Here is a 15,493-nt window from a genome sequence, read left to right as displayed (position 1 = left end):
CGAAACACGGGATGACATGTCGGGTTCGGCGTTGACGCCGTCCGGGCGTGCGCGGCAGCTTACTTATCATGACAAGTGACCTGCCGTGGGACAGATCGCTCGACGCGGCCGATCTCGTGGTCGTCGGTGCGGGCATCGTGGGGCTGGCGCACGCCGTGCACGCCGTGGCCCGGGGGCTGTCCGTCGTGGTGGTCGAGCGGGACGAGCGGCCCGTCGGGGCCTCGGTACGCAACTTCGGCCACGGCTGCTTCACCGCCCAGGACGGCGACGCCCTGCGGTACGCGATGGCCGCCAGGACCGTCTGGCTGCGCCTGGCCAAGGAGGCGGGGCTCTGGCTGGAGGAGGGCGGCACCGTCGTGGTCGCCCGTTCCGACGACGAGTACGCGGTCCTGGAGGAGTTCGCCGCCGCCCGCGACGGACAGGCTGTGCTGCTCGACGCCCGCCGGGTGGCCGAACGGGTGCCGGTCGGCCCCGGCGTGGTCGGCGGCGCCTGGCTGCCGATGGACGTACGCGTCGACCCGCGCCGGGCCGTGCCCGCCATCGCCGCCTGGCTGGCCCGCCAGGGGGTGCGCTTCCACTGGGCCACCTCGGCACACCTCGTCGAGCCCGGCCTGGTGACCACCGGCCGGGGCCGGATCAGGGCCGCGCACGTGATCGTGGCCACCGGGCACGACGTCGACCGGCACTTCCCCGGCCTGGCCGAGCGCGCCGGGCTGCGCCGCTGCGTCCTGCGCATGCTGCGGGTGGCCGACCCGCACGGACGCCGGGTCGCCCCCGCCGTGCTGTCCGGCTTCTCACTCCTCCGCTACGGCGGCTTCACGGCCTGCCCCACCGCGCCCGCCCTGCGGGCCCGCCTGGAGGCCGAGCACCCGGAGCTGGTCGCCATCGGGCTGAACCTGATGTTCACCCAGCGGCCGGACGGCGACCTCACCATCGGCGACACCCACTCCTACGCCGTCACGCCGGAGCCGTTCGACGACGACGAGCTGGACCGGCGGGTCCTGTCCGAGACCGCCCGCCTGCTGGGGGCCGGGCGGCTCACGGTCAGAGAGCGTTGGCGCGGCGTCTACGCCTCGGCCCCCGAGCCGTTCCTCGTCGCCACGCCCGTGACGGGGGTGCGGGTGGTGTCGGTCACCTCCGGCATCGGCATGACCACCGCCCTGGGGCTGGCCGCCGAGGTCCTCGACGGCCTCCCGGCCTGACGACCCTCGTCCGGGTGACCGGACGGGTGGTCGAACGGCAGGTCGGACGGCGGGTCGGACGGCAGGTCGGACGGGTGGCCGGTCGGGTGACTGGACGGGTGGTCGCCAGGCAGGTCGGCGGCCGGGCGCGGCGGGGCGAAGCGGCGGAGCCGCAGGCTGTTGCCGACCACGAACACCGACGACATGGCCATGGCGGCACCGGCGATGAGCGGGTTGAGCAGCCCGGCGGCGGCCAGCGGCAGGGCGGCGACGTTGTAGCCGAACGCCCACACGAGGTTGCCGCGGATGGTCGCCAGCGTGGCGCGGGCCAGGGTGAGCGCGGTGGGCACGACGTCCAGATTCTCGCGGACCAGGATGAGGTCGGCGGCGGCCAGCGCGACGTCGGTGCCCTCCACCACGGCCAGCCCGAGATCGGCGCGGGCCAGCGCGGGGGCGTCGTTGATGCCGTCGCCGACCATGGCCACCCGGTGCCCCTCCTTCTGCAGGCGGGCGATGGTGGCCTCCTTGTCGGCGGGCAGCACCTCCGCGACGACGTCGACGATGCCGACCTGGTCGGCGACGGCCCGCGCGGTGGTGGCGTTGTCGCCGGTCAGCAGCAGGGTGTTCAGCCCCATCGCGTGCAGCTCGTCGATCGCCGCGGCGGCCGAGGGCTTGACGGTGTCGGCGAGCGCGATCGCGCCCAGCGCCGTGCCGTCGGCCGCGACCAGGACGACGGTGCGGCCCTCGCCCTCCCACCGGCCCCGCGTCCGCTCCAGCGTCGCGGGGACGGACACGTTCTCCCTGGCCAGCAGCCGGGCGGAGCCGATGAGGATCCGCCGCTCCTCGACCGTGCCCCGCGCGCCGAGCCCGGCCAGGGCGGCGAACCCGCTCACCTCGGGAAGGTCGCCGAGCCGGGCGCGGGCGTGGGCAGCGATGGCCGCCGCGATGGCGTGCTCGGAGGCGTCCTCGACGGCTCCGGCGTAACGCAGCACGTCCGACGGCGGCACGCCGTCGGCGGCGGCGAGGTCCGCCACGCTCATGCGGCCCTCGGTCAGCGTGCCGGTCTTGTCCAGGACGACGGTGTCGACGGCCCGCGCGGACTCCATGGCCTGGTGGCTCTTGATGAAGACGCCGAGCTGCGCGCCGGTGCCGGAGGCCACCTGGAGGGCGGTGGGGATGGCCAGGCCGAGCGCGCACGGGCAGGCGATGATGAGGACGGCCAGCGCGGCGGTGACCGCCTCGTGCGCGGCCCCTCCGGCCAGCAGCCACCCGGCCAGCGTCAGCGCCGCCAGCGCGAACACCGCCGGCACGAACCAGCCGCAGATCCGGTCCGCCAGCCGCTGCACGGCGGCCTTGTCGGCCTGGGCGTGCTCGACGAGCCTGATCAGCGAGGCGAGCTGGGTGTCGGCGCCCACCCGGGTGGCCAGCACGACCAGCCGCCCGCCGAGGTTGACGGTCGCGCCGGTCACCGGGTCGCCCTCGGCGACCTCGGCGGGCACCGGTTCGCCGGTCATGGCGCTGGTGTCGATCGTGCTCTGCCCGGACTCGATCACGCCGTCAGCGGCGATGCTCTCACCGGGACGGACCACGAACCGGTCACCGGCCCGCAGATCGGCCACATCGATGCGGTACTCGTTGCCGTCGGCGCGCAGGACGCTGACGTCCTTGGCCCCGAGTTCGGCCAGCCGCCGCAGCACGGCGCCGGACGAGCGCCGCGCCCGCGCCTCCAGGAACCGACCGGCCAGCGCGAACATGGTCACGCCCCCGGCGACGTCGAGGTAGAGCGCGCTGTTCGGCGCGGACAGCAACGCCCACAGGCCCGTCCCGGCCGGTCCCGCGTCGATCGGGAACAGGATGACGTACACCGACCAGCAGGTGGAGGTGATGACCCCGGTCGAGATCAGGGTGTCCATGGAGGTGGTGCGGTGCCGGGCGGCCCTGAACGCGTTGCGGTGGAACGGCCACGCGCACCAGGTCACCATCGGCGCGGTCACGCCGATCAGCACCCACTGCCATCCGGCGAAGCGCCACTCCGGCACGAACGCCATCCCCATGGACAGGTCCATCAGCACGAAGGCCAGCACGACGGCGACCACCATGCGCCGCCCCAGCGACCGCACCCGCCTGTCGTCGGCGTCTTCCGGGGCCTCGGAGGTGTGCGGCGTGTACGGCTCGGCGCTGTAGCCGGTGCGCTCGACCTCCCGGATCAGCTCGTCAAGCGTGACCCCGTCGGCCTCGACGGTGGCCTTCTCCGTCGCGTAGTTGACGCTGGCACTGACCCCTTCCATGCGGTTGAGCTTGCGTTCCACCCGTGCGGCGCACGCCGCGCAGGTCATCCCGCCGATGACGAGCTGGACTGTCGATGTCATGGGTTCCTCGATGTCGCGGACGGTACGGGAGCGGTCATCGGCGAACGCCCGGCCGTCCCGGCGGCGGCGCCAGAACGGTCGTCAGCGGACGCCGAGCGGCACCGGCGGCCCACGTCGCCGGATGGCCCTGACCCGCTCGGGGCCGCGACGCACCCGCGCCCCGGCCACGAACACGACGCGCACCGGCGTCGTCACCGGCTCGACCACCCCGGCGAGCAGCCTGCGCGACCTCGGCAGCGGGGCCATCCCCCACAGCCGCACCATCAGCCAGAACGCGCTCTCCCCGCGATGCAGCCACCACCCGCTGACCACCGCGACCACGAGGTGGGCGACGGTCATACCGGCTCCTGGCGCCATGCCGGGCATCAGGTCGTGCGCGTGCCCGGCGGGCCCGCCGGACAGGGGAGCGCTCCTGGCGAACAGCTCGTGCAGGAGGATCTGCACCCCCGCCGCCATCCCCACGACGACCTCGGGCCCGCGCTCACGCGCGCCCAGCGCGAAAGCCGGGACGAACGCCGCCACCACCCCGGCGCACAGGGCCGCCACCGCGACCGGCGCGCCACCGGCGAGAACGTGCCCGGCCGCGGACACGACGACGCACACCGCCGCGAAGACAGCGGCGCGTGCCAGGCGCGAGACCCGTCCCTGGGCGGACACGGGACACATCCTCCCAGCCCGGTGCCCCGGTGCGGAAGCTGCCCCTCCGCCGCGCCGCCTTCTCCCAGCTCGTACGGTCGCGGATGCCGCGGCGGCACCGGGACGGTCACTTCTCGGACAGCCTGCGGTGCTTGAACGTCGGATGCCTGGACTCCCAGTACCGCCACCCCTCCACCCGGGAGGGCACGTTGGCGATGCCCGCGTCGACCTTGCGGCGCTCGCACGTGCCGAGCACCGACCACGCCGACCAGGCGGCGCGGTATCCGAGCACGCGGTACCACATGTGGCCGTACATGCCGTCGCTGATCCGCCGGGTGTACTCGTGCCCGGTGAAGACCCTGTTCCGTTCCTGGAGATGCGGCAGCCCGAGCCGGCGCAGCCTCTCGACCACCGTCTTCGTGTCGACGGTCGGGCCGGTGTTCGTGCCGGTCGGCGCGAACTTCGACTCCGCCTCCTTCTCCTTCTCGTTCGCGGCCTCGACGAACGCCTTCACCTCGTGCTCGCGGGTGACCGACACCGTGATCGAGCCGCCGGGGCCGTCGACGAACTGGGTGCGGGGCACGTAGAAGTTCCGCGGCGACAGCTCGTGGATCCGGAAGAACGTGCGTGGTCTGCAGTTACGGCCGCCGCCCTCGTCGCGGCGGGTGGTGTGGAAGCCGCGGTCGCTGTGGATGCCGCGGAAGTGGCGGAACTCGCGGGCGCTGGGGTCCTTGTCCGCGTTCGCCGCCGGGGCCATGGTGTTCGTGACGGCCAGCGCCACCGCGAGCAGGCAGTACGCCGCGGGCCTCGCCGTTCGTCTCATTGAGCTGACCATTTACCCGGTCCCTTCGGTGATGCGTTCCGCGACCGCCAGACCGGTACGATGTTTACAGTTGTGCTGAGTTCGGCTCCTCCGCCACGCCGTTCCCGATTTTCCGGCACCACCCAAGAATCAATGAAAGAACCGTAACAAACCGCCAATACCGGCAATTAACGATTTTCCGGTCGTCCCACGTACTTCCGGCGGCGTACGCGCTGCCGCGGCCGCTCCGATGGGCGTACGCGGGAGAGCCTTCCCCGGCACGACGACCGCGGCGGGCCCCGCACGCGAGGCTGTGGGGCATGACGGTGACGACGACGGGCTTCGCGAGCTGGGTCGGCGAGCACGGCACCGCCCTGGACACCCTCGACCCGCACTCCCCCGTGGACGACCTGGAACCGCTGCGCGACGTCGTGGGTGAGGCGCGGGTCGTGGCGCTGGGCTGGAGGAGGCGATCGGGGTGGCCCGGCGGCCCGCACGGGGCCTGGTACGACGCGCCGCTGCCGCCGCCCGTCGCGGGCAGCGTCGAGGGGGCCTTCCCCACCGACCGGCTCTGGACGCTCGCCGACCTGCGCGCGGCCCGGCCGTACGTCGGTGACGGGGCGTCGTTCCAGCACACGCGCATGGCCGACCGTTTTCTCGACCTGCGGGTGTTCGAGGGGTTCGACGCCATCGCGCACGTGTCGCGGACGACCGGCACCGACCACGTCCTCGCCCCACCCTGAGCCGGAAAAACTCCATTTAATACGGATAAATCGATAAAACGTCACCGGCTTTGCGGCTTTCCCGACACGCCCAGAGAACGGGGCTCGCACTTACGCGCTGATTTACTCGGGTGCGCTTAGCATGTCCTGGCGACATAAGTGATGTTCGTTTCGCCGTGCCGTCGATCCTCGCTGCACGGTGCAAGGGGTTTTGCCGGGCTTCGGCCCCGCTATTCATGACACAGAGGAACCCATCATGAGCATGTGCACCTTCACGCGCGCAGCCACCCGCCTGCGGTGGCTGGCGAGCGGCGCCATCGCGGCGATCGCTCTCACCGCGATGCCCGCGACGCCGTCCGCCGCGGCCCCCGCCGAGTGGGACGACGGCGGGCTCGTGGCGATCCAGACGTACTCCGGCAAGTGCCTCAGCGTCGCCGACATCGACTTCGAGGACGAGACGCCGATCGGCCTGTCCGTCTGCGACCATGAGTCGCACCAGCGCTTCCGCATCCAGCACCTGCACCACGACTGGGTGGCGATCGAGACCTTCGACGGCGCGTGCCTCGACGCGTGGGACCACACCTTCGCGGACAACACACCGATCATCCAGTTCGACTGCCTCGACAGCGTGAGCCAGCGCCTCCGCATCGAACCGGCCGGCCCGGGCACGGTGCGCATCCGCACCGCCGGCGGCAAGTGCCTCGACGTCTCGCAGGCCAGCCTGGACAGGGACGTGCCCGTCCTCCAGCGGCGCTGCTGGAACACCCCGTACCAGCAGTTCTCGCTCGGAGACGTCGACCCGTGGTGGCCCAGCGCGTGACGTCCGCTCCGGCACCGGTCGTGGCAGCGTCGGTCGTGGCAGCGCCGGTCGTGGCAGCGTCGGTCGTGGCGGGGGTCGGCGGTCAGCCGACGCCCGCGCGACCGGCGCTCCCCGGAGGCGCCGCGTCAATTCCCCGTCAGGATTTCCGGCCCGCGCGTCCGGATCGCATAGTGATCCGCGCCCGCCGCCGCCTCCGGGCCTAACGTCTGACCTGTGGCCTTTCCCCGACAGGCCGTCTCAGGAGGAGCCAGATGTCAGAGCCTCGCTTGTGCGTCCCGGTGAAGCCCGGGGCACACACCTTGACCCTGCGGCTGTTCCGCACGCCCGCGGGCAAGCGGACGGCGGTCGCCTTCACCTCGCCGCTCAAGCTGGCCAGGGTGCTCGGCACGCGGCAGCCCTGGGTGCTGCTCACCGCGCCGGCGTTGCGCGCCATGATCACCGATCTGGACGTCATCGGCATCGTCACCGACCCCGCAGGGACGATGACCAGGCCCGTGCGGAAGGCGTCCTGATGTGCCTCCTCCAGCAGGACCAGGCCGACCGCGCCCGGGACGATCCCCCGGCCTCCCCGCCCCTCGAACGGCCGGACCGTCCGCGCGACCTCACCGACCCATCGACTCCCGCCGGCGGGACTTCCTGGCCGCCAGAGCCGCGGCGAGTTTCTGCAGGGCCGGTTCGTCGGCCGGGTTGAGGTCTGTCAGCTCGGCCACCCGGCGCAGGCGGTAGTCGAGGGCGACCGGGTCACCGTCGACTCCCCGGTGCCGGTGGAGCTGTCGCACCCCGGCGGTGCCGTCACCCACCACCCGAGGGGTTCGACCGAGACCCGCCTGCGCGTCTGAGGACAGGGAGCCGGGTGGCGAGTCTTGGGTCCCCCTATGCCGACACCTGTACGCCTCTTGCTTCTGATCGCCAGGTGTCCGTGTTCCCCTCTATGAGGGGGAGAACATGATTGCCTGGCGTAACATGTCGATCGCATCGCGTATAACCTGGTTCGCCGGGGCGGTGTCCACCGCGCTGTGCGCTCTCCTGGCCGCGACCGTCATGTTCGCGATCCACCGGTACGTCACCAGCGGCCTCATCGGCGAGCTGGCCGCCGACGGCGGCCGGCTGGCCCACCAGATGGAGCACAACCAGATCGTCTTCCCGCTCGTCCAGCACTCCGACCGCAACGTGCAGATCCTCAACCAGGCGGGCCAGATCGTCGCCGCGACCCCGAGGATGCGCGGCAAGCCGGTCATGGCCGCCCTCGCCCCCGACGGCCAGAACATCATCGCCGGCACGGCCTGCGGCGGCGTCTTCCCGCCCGGCCACTGCGAGGTGGTGGTCGCGCAGTCGGCCCGCCGCGGGCGGGAGGACTGGACGGTCTACATCGCCTCCCCCTCGATCCCCTGGTACGTCGCCCCCTGGCTGGCCACGACCGTGATCGGCGCGACCGGTCTGCTGGCGCTGGCCCTGACCGCGCTCGGCCACCGGATCGTGACCTCGTCGCTCCGGCCGGTGTCCGTCATCCGCACCGAACTGGACGAGATCACCGAGATGTGCCCGGGACGCAGGGTCGGCATGCCGCCCAGCCACGACGAGATCCACGACCTGGCCGAGAGCGTCAACCAGACGCTGGCCCGCCTGCAGGCCGCGATGCACCAGCAGCGCCAGTTCACCTCGGACGCCTCGCACGAGCTGCGCACGCCCATCGCGGCGATCCGCGCCGAGGTGGAGGACGCGCTCTACGCGCCGGAGGAGAGCAGCGTGTCCAGGCTGGGCGCGTCCGTCCTGCCCAGCCTGGACCGGCTGGAGGCCATCGTGGGCGACCTGCTGACGATGGCGCGGCAGGAAGATCGCGACGAGGCGGAGAAGGAGCCGGTCGACCTGGCCGAGCTGGTGACGTCCGTGGCCGAGGAACGCGACGGGGCGGGAAAGGTGTTCGACTCCTCCCTCGAACCCCGCATCGTGGTGACCGGCAACCGCCGCCAGCTCGCGCGGCTCCTGTCGAACCTGCTCGACAACGCCGAGCGGTACGCCGCCACCACCATCACCGTCCGCCTGACGCGCTCGGCCGCCGCCAAGCGCGACCTGCGGCGCTTCCCGCGCGGGGTGGCCGAGCTGGAGGTCGTCGACGACGGCCCCGGCATCGATCCGGACAAGCGCGAGCTGGTCTTCCAGCGGTTCGCCCGGCTGGACACCTCGCGCGGCCGGGACTCCGGCGGGACGGGACTGGGCCTGCCCATCGCCCGCCAGATCGCGGAGTCGCACGGCGGCACCCTGCGGGTCGAGGACCAGCCCCGAGGCGCCCGGTTCGTCCTGCGCCTCCCCCTGCCCTGACGGGCGCCTCCTCACGGCCCGAACCTTGCACTCCCATGACCTGCCCCTGACACCCCGCGGGAAGGGGCCAGGAGGGGGGTAAGTCAATGGACACAGTACGGTTGGGCCGCACGGAGCTGCAGGTCAGCCCGATCTGCTACGGCACCTGGCAGTTCGGCGGCGACTGGGGGCAGGTCGACGAGCGGGCGGCCGTCGCCGCCGTCCAGCACGCCAGGGACCGGGGCGTCACGTTCTTCGACACCGCGCAGGGCTACGGGTTCGGCGTGTCCGAACGCATCCTGGGCCGGGCGCTGGACGGCGACCTCGACCGGGTGGTCGTGGCCACCAAGGGCGGCCTGCGCATGGACGGCGACGACCTCGTCCGCGACTCCAGCCCGGCCTGGCTGCGCCAAGGCGTGGAGGCCAGCCTGAAGGCGCTCGGCGCCGACCATCTCGATCTGTACCAGGTGCACTGGCCCGACCCGCGCACCCCTTTCGAGGAGAGCGCCGCCGCGCTGCACGAGCTGGTCGAGGAGGGGCTGATCCGGCACGTCGGCGTGTCGAACTTCGACGCCGGCCAGGTGCGCGCCTTCCCGGGCGCGGAGACCGTGCAGCCGCCCTACCACCTGTTCCGGCGCGAGGTGGAGGCCGAGTTGCTGCCGTACGCGGCGGCGAGCGATCTGGGCGTGCTTGCGTACGGGCCGCTGGCGCACGGCCTGCTCAGCGGCGCGTTCGACGAGCACACCACGTTCCCGGCCGACGACTGGCGCTCGCACAGCCCCGACTTCACCGGCGAGGGCTTCCGCCGCAACCTCGCCGTGGTCGCGGAGCTGCGCCGCTTCGCGGAACGCTTCGGCACGACCGTCGGGCAACTGGCGGTGGCCTGGGTGCTGTCGAACCCGGCCGTCCAGGTCGCCATCGTCGGCGCGCGCAGCACGAGGCACCTGGACCTGGCCCTGGACGCCGTGGAGATCACGCTGGGGCCGGACGACCTGGCCACCATCGACTCGATCATGTCCGCGGCGGCCCCGGTGACCGGGCCCGCCCCTGAAGGCATGTGACCGCCCCGGATCACGGAGGGACGTCGGCCCCGTCGGCGAAGGTCTGCCGGTAGTGCTCGGCCGCGTGGGCCATGTCGTCGCTGAGGACCTGGAAGAACCGGCTCGCGGTGCGGAGCCGGGTGCCCGCGGGGGTGTGCGCGCCGAGGACGTCGATGCCCTCGGCCACGGTGCCGGCCCACTGCGCCATCGACCGGGCGCCCACCAGCCACGTCCGGTACCAGACCTCGTCGTCGATGATGTAGCGCTCGCGGCGGTTGTCGCGCTCGCGCCGGACGAGACCCAGGTGTTCGAGCCAGCCGACGCCCTTGGAGATCGAGGCGGGGCTGACCCGCAGCCGCTCGACCAGTTCGGCCACGGTCAGGTTGCCGGTGTCGCTGATGAACAGGCAGACCAGCACCCTGGCCGCCATCGCCGGCATGCCCCACATCACCTCGGTGAGCCGCCGCTCCAGCTCGCGCACGGCCTGCGGATCGCGCAGGGCGGCGTGCGCGGCAGCCATCTGGTCGGACGCTTCTCCGCGCCGCTGTCCCGGCCCCGGGTCCGGCTGTGGACCCGGCTGTGGACCCGGCTGTGGACCCGGCTGTGGACCCGGCTGTGGACCCGGCCGGCGGCGGGCGCGCCAGCCGGCCGCCTGCTGCGCCCGCGCCGCGTGGTAGCCGTGCGGGCCGCCGTTGCGGGCGACCTCCCGGCCCACGGTGGACCTCGGCCGGCCCAGGCGGCGGGCGATCTCGGCATAGCCGAGGCCCGCGGCCAGCCCTTCGGCGATCTTGTGGCGGTCGTCGTACGTCAGGTGGCCTCCCGGCATGCGTCCTCCCTGGCGCGGGCTCGCGGCGTACGCATCAGTATGCGGGCGCGACCCCGGCGAACGCGACAAGGAACGCGGACCTGTTGCATTTGCCATCATCGTCGTTGCGCCAGTCACACGGCTCTGAGCTGCGGAGATACCGTTTTCGACTTGCCGGATCCTCGAACGCAGTCGTAGCTTTCCCGATGCGTGAACGATGGGCGTTCGCGCGACGGGCAACGAAGGAGACCCTGGAATGGGTGCCAAGATCTGTCTCGTGACCGGAGCCTCGTCCGGCATCGGCCACGCCACCGCACTCGAGCTCCTGGCCGCCGGCCACGTCGTGTACGGCGCCGCCCGCCGGGTTCACCGGATGGCGGCGATCCGCGAAGCGGGCGGCCACGCCCTGCCGATGGACGTGACCGAGGACGCCGACCTCCTCAGGGTCGTCGGCACCGTCCTGGACGCGCACGACCGCATCGACGTCCTGGTGAACAACGCGGGTGTCGTCGTGCACGGCGCGGTCGAGGACACGCCGATCGCGACGGCCCGTACCCACTTCGAGGTCAACGTGCTCGCGCCGGCCCGGCTGTGCCAGCTCGTCCTGCCGCGCATGCGGCGGCGGGGATCGGGGACGATCGTCAACGTCTCCTCGATCGGCGGCGAGATCGCCCTGCCGCTCGGCGCCTGGTACCACGCCTCCAAGCACGCCCTGGAGGCGTTCTCCGACACGCTGCGCATGGAGGTCGGGCCGTTCGGCGTCGACGTGGTCGTCATCCAGCCCGGCATCATCAGGACCGACTTCGAGGCCGACACCGCGCGGCAGCTCAGGGAGATCTCCGGGAGCGGCGCGTACGGGCGGATCGCCGAGGCCATGGCACGCGCGGCCGAGCAGAGCGCGCGGGCAGGAGCGGACGGCCCCGCCACCGACCCCCGCGTGGTCGCGGAGACCATCCTGCGGGCCGTCGAGGCGCAGCGGCCGCAGACCCGCTACGTCGTCGGCCTGCACGCCGAGGCACTCCTGGAGCTCAACCGGACGCTGCCCGACCGCGAGTTCGACGCCCGGATCACCGGCCCGCTCGCATGACCCCCCATGACACCGGCCCGGATCACCGGCCCGCTCGCATGACCGCCCCCGCATCGACCTCCGGAGAGCAACCATGAACCCCGCCATCGCCGTCTCGGGCCTGGTCAAGACCTTCGGGTCGGCCCGCGCCCTCGACGGGCTCGACCTCACCGTACGCGCGGGAGAGGTGCACGGCTTCCTCGGCCCGAACGGCGCGGGCAAGACGACGACCATCCGCGTCCTGCTGGGCCTGATGCGGGCCGGCTCCGGCACCGTGCGGCTGCTGGGCGGCGACCCCTGGGCCGACGCCGTCGCGCTGCACCGGCGGCTGGCGTACGTGCCCGGCGACGTGGAGCTGTGGCCGAACCTCACCGGCGGCGAGGTGATCGACGTGCTCGGCCGGCTGCGCGACGGGCTCGACCAGCGGCGCAGGGACGAGCTGATCGGCCGCTTCGAGCTCGACCCCGCCAAGAAGGCCCGCACCTACTCCAAGGGCAACCGGCAGAAGGTCGCCCTCGTCGCCGCCTTCGCCGCCGACGTGGAGCTGCTGATCCTCGACGAGCCCACGAGCGGCCTCGACCCCCTGATGGAGGCGGTCTTCCAGCAGGTCGTCGCCGAGGCCAAGGCGGCCGGGCGGACCGTCCTGCTGTCCAGCCACATCCTCGCCCAGGTCGAGAACCTGGCCGACCGGATCACCATCGTCCGCGACGGGAGAACCGTGGAGTCGGGGACGCTGGAGGAGCTGCGGCACCTGTCGCGCACCACCATCGTGGCGGGCACCGCGTCCCCGGTCACCGGGCTCGACCGGCTGCCCGGCGTGCACGACCCGAGGGCGGAGGACGGCGGCGTGCGCTTCAGCGTGGACGCCGAGCACCTCGACGCCGCCGTCCGGCACCTGACCGGGTTCGGGATCCGTTCGCTGGTCAGCCATCCGCCCACGCTGGAGGAGCTGATGCTCCGCCACTACGGGAAGCGGCGGGCGGCATGACCGCGGTCATGAGCCCGGCGCGCGGGCGCACCGGGTCGGGGGCTGCGGGCGGCCATCTGACCGGGACCGGGGCGATGGTACGGCTGGCGCTGCGCCGCGACCGGTTCAAGCTGCCCATCTGGGTGCTGGCCGTCGCGCTCCTCGTCCCGCGCTTCTACGCCGCGGCCACGACCGTGGTCGTCCCGACGCCCGAGGCCATGGCCGAGGCCACCGAGATGATCAGGGGCTCGTTCATGAGGGCGCTGGCGGGGCCCGTGTTCGGCGACGGCGCCCTCACCGCGCAGCGGTACTTCCTGGCCGCCTACTGGGTGGAGTTCCTGCTGGCCGCCGCGCTGATGAGCATCCTGCTCGTCACCCGGCACACCCGGGCGGAAGAGCAGACGGGCCGGGCCGAGCTGGTCCGGGCGGCCGTCGTGGGCCGCCACGCCCAGCTCACCGGCGCGCTCGCCGTCGCCGTGATCGGCAACGCGGCGCTCGCACTCTGCACCGCCGCCGCGGCGGTGGGCATCGGCTTCCCCGCCGGGAGCGCGCTGCTGTTCGGCGGGTCGCTCGCCGCCGCCGGGCTGGCCTTCGCGGCGGTCACCGCGATCACCGTCCAGGTCACCGAGCACTCCAGGGGCGCGGCCGGGATCGCGGGCGCGGTGCTGGCCGCCGCCTGGGCGGCGCGCGGCGCGGGGGCGATGCAGGGTCCCGAGGGCGGCCCGCTGTTCTGGGCGTCCCCGCTGGGCTGGTCGCAGCAGAGCCGGGTGCTGGCCGGGGAACGCTGGTGGCCGCTCGGCCTGTCGCTGGTCCTGGCCGGGGCGCTGGTCGCGGGGGCGTACGCGCTGGCCTCGCGCCGGGACCTCGGGGCCGCGCTGGTGGCCCCGCGCCCCGGACGCGCGGCGGCGGCCCCGTGGCTGCGCTCGCCGTTCACGCTGGGGCTGCGGCTCCAGCAGGCGTCCATCGGCTGGTGGGCGGCCGGGTTCCTGGTCGGCGGCCTGGTGCTGGGGGCCATGACGGGCGCGATGACGAGCACCGACCTGCCCATCTTCGCCGGCGCGGACCTCGGGCGGGCCTGGGTCGCCCTCATGGTGTTCACGGGGTCGCTCTGCGCGGGCGTGTTCGCGGTCCTCTCGGCGGTGCGGCTGCGCGCGGAGGAGGCGCGCGGGCTGCTCGGTCCCGTGCTGGCCGGGCCCACCGGGCGGTCGGCGTGGCTGGGGTCGTCGCTGGCGGTCTGCGCGCTCGCGGTGGTCGTCCTGCTCGGGGCGTACGGGGCGGGGCTGGGCCTCGGGGCCGCCGCCTCGACCGGCGATCCCGCGCTCGCGGGCCAGGCGCTCGGGGCGAGCCTGCTGCGTGTGCCGGAGGTGCTGGTGCTGCTGGCCGTGCCGGTCGCGCTGCTCGGGCTCACGCCGCGCGCCGTGGGCGCGGCCTGGGGCGTCCTGGTGTACAGCGGGTTCGTCACGGTGCTGGGGCCGTACGCGGGGCTGCCGGGGTGGCTGGTGAACACCTCGGTGCTGTCGCACCTGCCCTGGCGCCCGCTCGGCGAGTTCGCCCCCGTGGCCACGGCGGCGCTCCTCGCCCTCGCGGCGGCCCTGGCCGCCGTCGGCCTCCACGGCTTCCACCGCCGCGACCTCACCTCGGGCTGACCGGTCGAGGGCAGGCCATCGCCCGCCGCTGCCACCACCCACGCGGACCCCCACCATGCACAGAACGTGGCAGCCGCCGGTGGAGCTGTCGCCGGCCGAGCAGATCATGACGCTGCCAGGTGCCGACTTTTGTGATGATTGGTGCAAAGGGTACGCGGTAGACGGGGAAATGAGGGTCGGAAGTGCGGGCTGACCAGCGTGGAAAGCGGCGAGGGCGACAGCCGATGAGACCCGATCCGGACTCGGGTGCGGCGGGGGCCTTCGCGGACCGGCTCCTGCGGCTGAAGGAAGAAGCGGGTGACCCCTCGTACGCGGAGATGTCCTCTCGACTCGGCGCGGCGGCCTCGAAGTCGTCGTTGGCCAGCGCCGCGCAGGGGCGGAAGGTGCCGAGCTGGGAAACGACCTGGGAGTTCGTCCGGGTCCTCGCGGTTCATCGCCTGGGGCGTGATCCCGAGGCGACCGAACGCGAGTGGCGAGAGCTATGGGAGCACACGAGAGCGGCTTGTTCGGCTGCTGACGCCGACGCCTCGGGTGGAGCGGTGGCCATCGGCGCGGGTGACGAGCCCGCAACCGGACCGCAGGCCGCCCCCGTTGAGGTCGTGGTGGTTCCGGCGCCTCTGTCGAAATTCGCGCGGTGGCACCGCGCACTCTTCGGCACCATGGCCCTGGCTGCCATCATCGTGCTCAGCCTGACCTCCCCTTATCTGGCAATGATCGTGGACCGAAACGACCCGGTGGCGGCGCCGACGGCGAGCCCGAGTGCCGCAGACAATTCAGAGTTCATTGCTGACGTGACGTATCCGGACGGCTCGAAGGTGCGACCGGGCTCTGTTTTCAGAAAGGTGTGGAGGATTCGCAACATCGGGATGACCTTCTGGGCGGACAGACGACTGACTCGCGTCAATCCCGGACCTTGCCGTTCACCTGAAATGGTGAGCATACCGCCGACAGCGCCTGGCCAAACCGTGGACATCGCGGTGGAGGTACAGGCCGTCGACGAAGCCGGGCACTGCCTCATCTATTGGAAGATGACCGATGCGGAAGGGCGGGTGCTGCTTCCGGACAAGCGCCCGGTGTTTCTGGACGTGCGGGTAGAGGCACCCTGACCTGCGGATCTATTTGTCCAATGTCCAAATCACCA

At 72.8% G+C, this 15,493-nt stretch carries 14 protein-coding genes and 1 pseudogene; 10 read left to right on the top strand and 5 right to left on the bottom strand.

The features are described 5' to 3' along the window. Positions 1–68 precede the first annotated feature (68 nt). Positions 69–1,121, top strand: a pseudogene (locus ACZ6S0_RS32445) (TIGR03364 family FAD-dependent oxidoreductase); the annotation flags it as partial. On the opposite strand, the gene ACZ6S0_RS32440 reads toward ACZ6S0_RS32445, so the two are convergent. The 3 genes from ACZ6S0_RS32440 to ACZ6S0_RS32430 all read right to left on the bottom strand — a co-directional run bounded on the left by ACZ6S0_RS32440 (position 1,067) and on the right by ACZ6S0_RS32430 (position 5,009). After that, positions 1,067–3,550 carry a heavy metal translocating P-type ATPase gene (locus tag ACZ6S0_RS32440; protein ID WP_465923109.1) on the bottom strand — a complete coding sequence of 828 codons (2,484 nt, stop codon included), beginning with the start codon at positions 3,548–3,550 and terminating at the stop codon, positions 1,067–1,069. The pseudogene ACZ6S0_RS32445 and the gene ACZ6S0_RS32440 overlap by 55 nt on opposite strands. A gap of 81 nt (positions 3,551–3,631) precedes the next feature. Continuing rightward, positions 3,632–4,207, bottom strand: coding sequence for a hypothetical protein (locus ACZ6S0_RS32435; protein WP_465923108.1), 576 nt, complete (start codon positions 4,205–4,207; stop codon positions 3,632–3,634). 106 nt (positions 4,208–4,313) lie between these two features. Beyond that, the gene (locus ACZ6S0_RS32430; RefSeq protein ID WP_465923107.1) at positions 4,314–5,009 is read right to left on the bottom strand and encodes a hypothetical protein; all 696 of its coding nucleotides are present in this window, start codon (positions 5,007–5,009) and stop codon (positions 4,314–4,316) included. Between the two features lie 299 nt (positions 5,010–5,308). Here ACZ6S0_RS32430 and ACZ6S0_RS32425 point away from each other — a divergent pair, with 299 nt between their 5' ends. From ACZ6S0_RS32425 to ACZ6S0_RS32415, 3 genes are all read left to right on the top strand, one after another. Then, positions 5,309–5,731 carry a hypothetical protein gene (locus ACZ6S0_RS32425; RefSeq protein WP_465923106.1) on the top strand — a complete coding sequence of 141 codons (423 nt, stop codon included), beginning with the start codon at positions 5,309–5,311 and terminating at the stop codon, positions 5,729–5,731. 235 nt (positions 5,732–5,966) lie between these two features. Continuing rightward, on the top strand, positions 5,967–6,530 hold the full coding sequence (locus ACZ6S0_RS32420; protein WP_465923105.1) for an RICIN domain-containing protein: 564 nt from the start codon (positions 5,967–5,969) through the stop codon (positions 6,528–6,530). 251 nt (positions 6,531–6,781) lie between these two features. Next, positions 6,782–7,042, top strand: coding sequence for an SAV_915 family protein (locus ACZ6S0_RS32415; protein WP_465923104.1), 261 nt, complete (start codon positions 6,782–6,784; stop codon positions 7,040–7,042). A 90-nt stretch (positions 7,043–7,132) separates the two neighbouring features. On the opposite strand, the gene ACZ6S0_RS32410 is transcribed toward ACZ6S0_RS32415, so the two are convergent. Beyond that, positions 7,133–7,330 (bottom strand): hypothetical protein, encoded by a 198-nt coding sequence (locus tag ACZ6S0_RS32410; protein WP_465923103.1) that lies wholly within the window; start codon positions 7,328–7,330, stop codon positions 7,133–7,135. 163 nt (positions 7,331–7,493) lie between these two features. Here ACZ6S0_RS32410 and ACZ6S0_RS32405 point away from each other — a divergent pair, with 163 nt between their 5' ends. Further along, positions 7,494–8,849: a sensor histidine kinase gene (locus ACZ6S0_RS32405; protein ID WP_465923102.1), complete on the top strand. Its 1,356-nt coding sequence runs from the start codon at positions 7,494–7,496 to the stop codon at positions 8,847–8,849. 86 nt (positions 8,850–8,935) lie between these two features. Beyond that, positions 8,936–9,889: an aldo/keto reductase gene (locus tag ACZ6S0_RS32400; protein ID WP_465923101.1), complete on the top strand. Its 954-nt coding sequence runs from the start codon at positions 8,936–8,938 to the stop codon at positions 9,887–9,889. A gap of 10 nt (positions 9,890–9,899) precedes the next feature. On the opposite strand, the gene ACZ6S0_RS32395 is transcribed toward ACZ6S0_RS32400, so the two are convergent. Continuing rightward, positions 9,900–10,694 (bottom strand): helix-turn-helix domain-containing protein, encoded by a 795-nt coding sequence (locus ACZ6S0_RS32395; protein ID WP_465923100.1) that lies wholly within the window; start codon positions 10,692–10,694, stop codon positions 9,900–9,902. Positions 10,695–10,929: 235 nt separating this feature from the next. Here ACZ6S0_RS32395 and ACZ6S0_RS32390 point away from each other — a divergent pair, with 235 nt between their 5' ends. The 4 genes from ACZ6S0_RS32390 to ACZ6S0_RS32375 all read left to right on the top strand — a co-directional run bounded on the left by ACZ6S0_RS32390 (position 10,930) and on the right by ACZ6S0_RS32375 (position 15,458). Next, positions 10,930–11,760, top strand: coding sequence for an oxidoreductase (locus ACZ6S0_RS32390; RefSeq protein WP_465923099.1), 831 nt, complete (start codon positions 10,930–10,932; stop codon positions 11,758–11,760). 73 nt (positions 11,761–11,833) lie between these two features. Beyond that, complete coding sequence (locus tag ACZ6S0_RS32385; RefSeq protein ID WP_465923098.1) at positions 11,834–12,727, top strand: ABC transporter ATP-binding protein; 894 nt, start codon at positions 11,834–11,836, stop codon at positions 12,725–12,727. Continuing rightward, on the top strand, positions 12,724–14,352 hold the full coding sequence (locus ACZ6S0_RS32380; protein ID WP_465923097.1) for an ABC transporter permease: 1,629 nt from the start codon (positions 12,724–12,726) through the stop codon (positions 14,350–14,352). The genes ACZ6S0_RS32385 and ACZ6S0_RS32380 overlap by 4 nt, the downstream gene beginning before the upstream one ends. Before the next feature lie 224 nt (positions 14,353–14,576). Beyond that, complete coding sequence (locus tag ACZ6S0_RS32375; protein WP_465923096.1) at positions 14,577–15,458, top strand: NBR1-Ig-like domain-containing protein; 882 nt, start codon at positions 14,577–14,579, stop codon at positions 15,456–15,458. Positions 15,459–15,493 lie beyond the last annotated feature (35 nt).

Source organism: Nonomuraea sp. NPDC051298, assembly GCF_055586305.1.
Note: the sequence above shows the minus strand (reverse complement) of the source record. Positions and strands in the feature narration are given on the sequence as shown.

What these genes read in the sequence shown, in the direction of transcription:
- ACZ6S0_RS32440 (WP_465923109.1), bottom strand. Translation starts at nt 3,550, where the DNA reads ATGACATCGACAGTCCAGCTCGTCATCGGCGGGATGACCTGCGCGGCG.
- ACZ6S0_RS32430 (WP_465923107.1), bottom strand. Translation starts at nt 5,009, where the DNA reads ATGAGACGAACGGCGAGGCCCGCGGCGTACTGCCTGCTCGCGGTGGCG.
- ACZ6S0_RS32425 (WP_465923106.1), top strand. Translation starts at nt 5,309, where the DNA reads ATGACGGTGACGACGACGGGCTTCGCGAGCTGGGTCGGCGAGCACGGC.
- ACZ6S0_RS32420 (WP_465923105.1), top strand. Translation starts at nt 5,967, where the DNA reads ATGAGCATGTGCACCTTCACGCGCGCAGCCACCCGCCTGCGGTGGCTG.
- ACZ6S0_RS32415 (WP_465923104.1), top strand. Translation starts at nt 6,782, where the DNA reads ATGTCAGAGCCTCGCTTGTGCGTCCCGGTGAAGCCCGGGGCACACACC.
- ACZ6S0_RS32405 (WP_465923102.1), top strand. Translation starts at nt 7,494, where the DNA reads ATGTCGATCGCATCGCGTATAACCTGGTTCGCCGGGGCGGTGTCCACC.
- ACZ6S0_RS32400 (WP_465923101.1), top strand. Translation starts at nt 8,936, where the DNA reads ATGGACACAGTACGGTTGGGCCGCACGGAGCTGCAGGTCAGCCCGATC.
- ACZ6S0_RS32395 (WP_465923100.1), bottom strand. Translation starts at nt 10,694, where the DNA reads ATGCCGGGAGGCCACCTGACGTACGACGACCGCCACAAGATCGCCGAA.
- ACZ6S0_RS32390 (WP_465923099.1), top strand. Translation starts at nt 10,930, where the DNA reads ATGGGTGCCAAGATCTGTCTCGTGACCGGAGCCTCGTCCGGCATCGGC.
- ACZ6S0_RS32385 (WP_465923098.1), top strand. Translation starts at nt 11,834, where the DNA reads ATGAACCCCGCCATCGCCGTCTCGGGCCTGGTCAAGACCTTCGGGTCG.
- ACZ6S0_RS32380 (WP_465923097.1), top strand. Translation starts at nt 12,724, where the DNA reads ATGACCGCGGTCATGAGCCCGGCGCGCGGGCGCACCGGGTCGGGGGCT.
- ACZ6S0_RS32375 (WP_465923096.1), top strand. Translation starts at nt 14,577, where the DNA reads ATGAGACCCGATCCGGACTCGGGTGCGGCGGGGGCCTTCGCGGACCGG.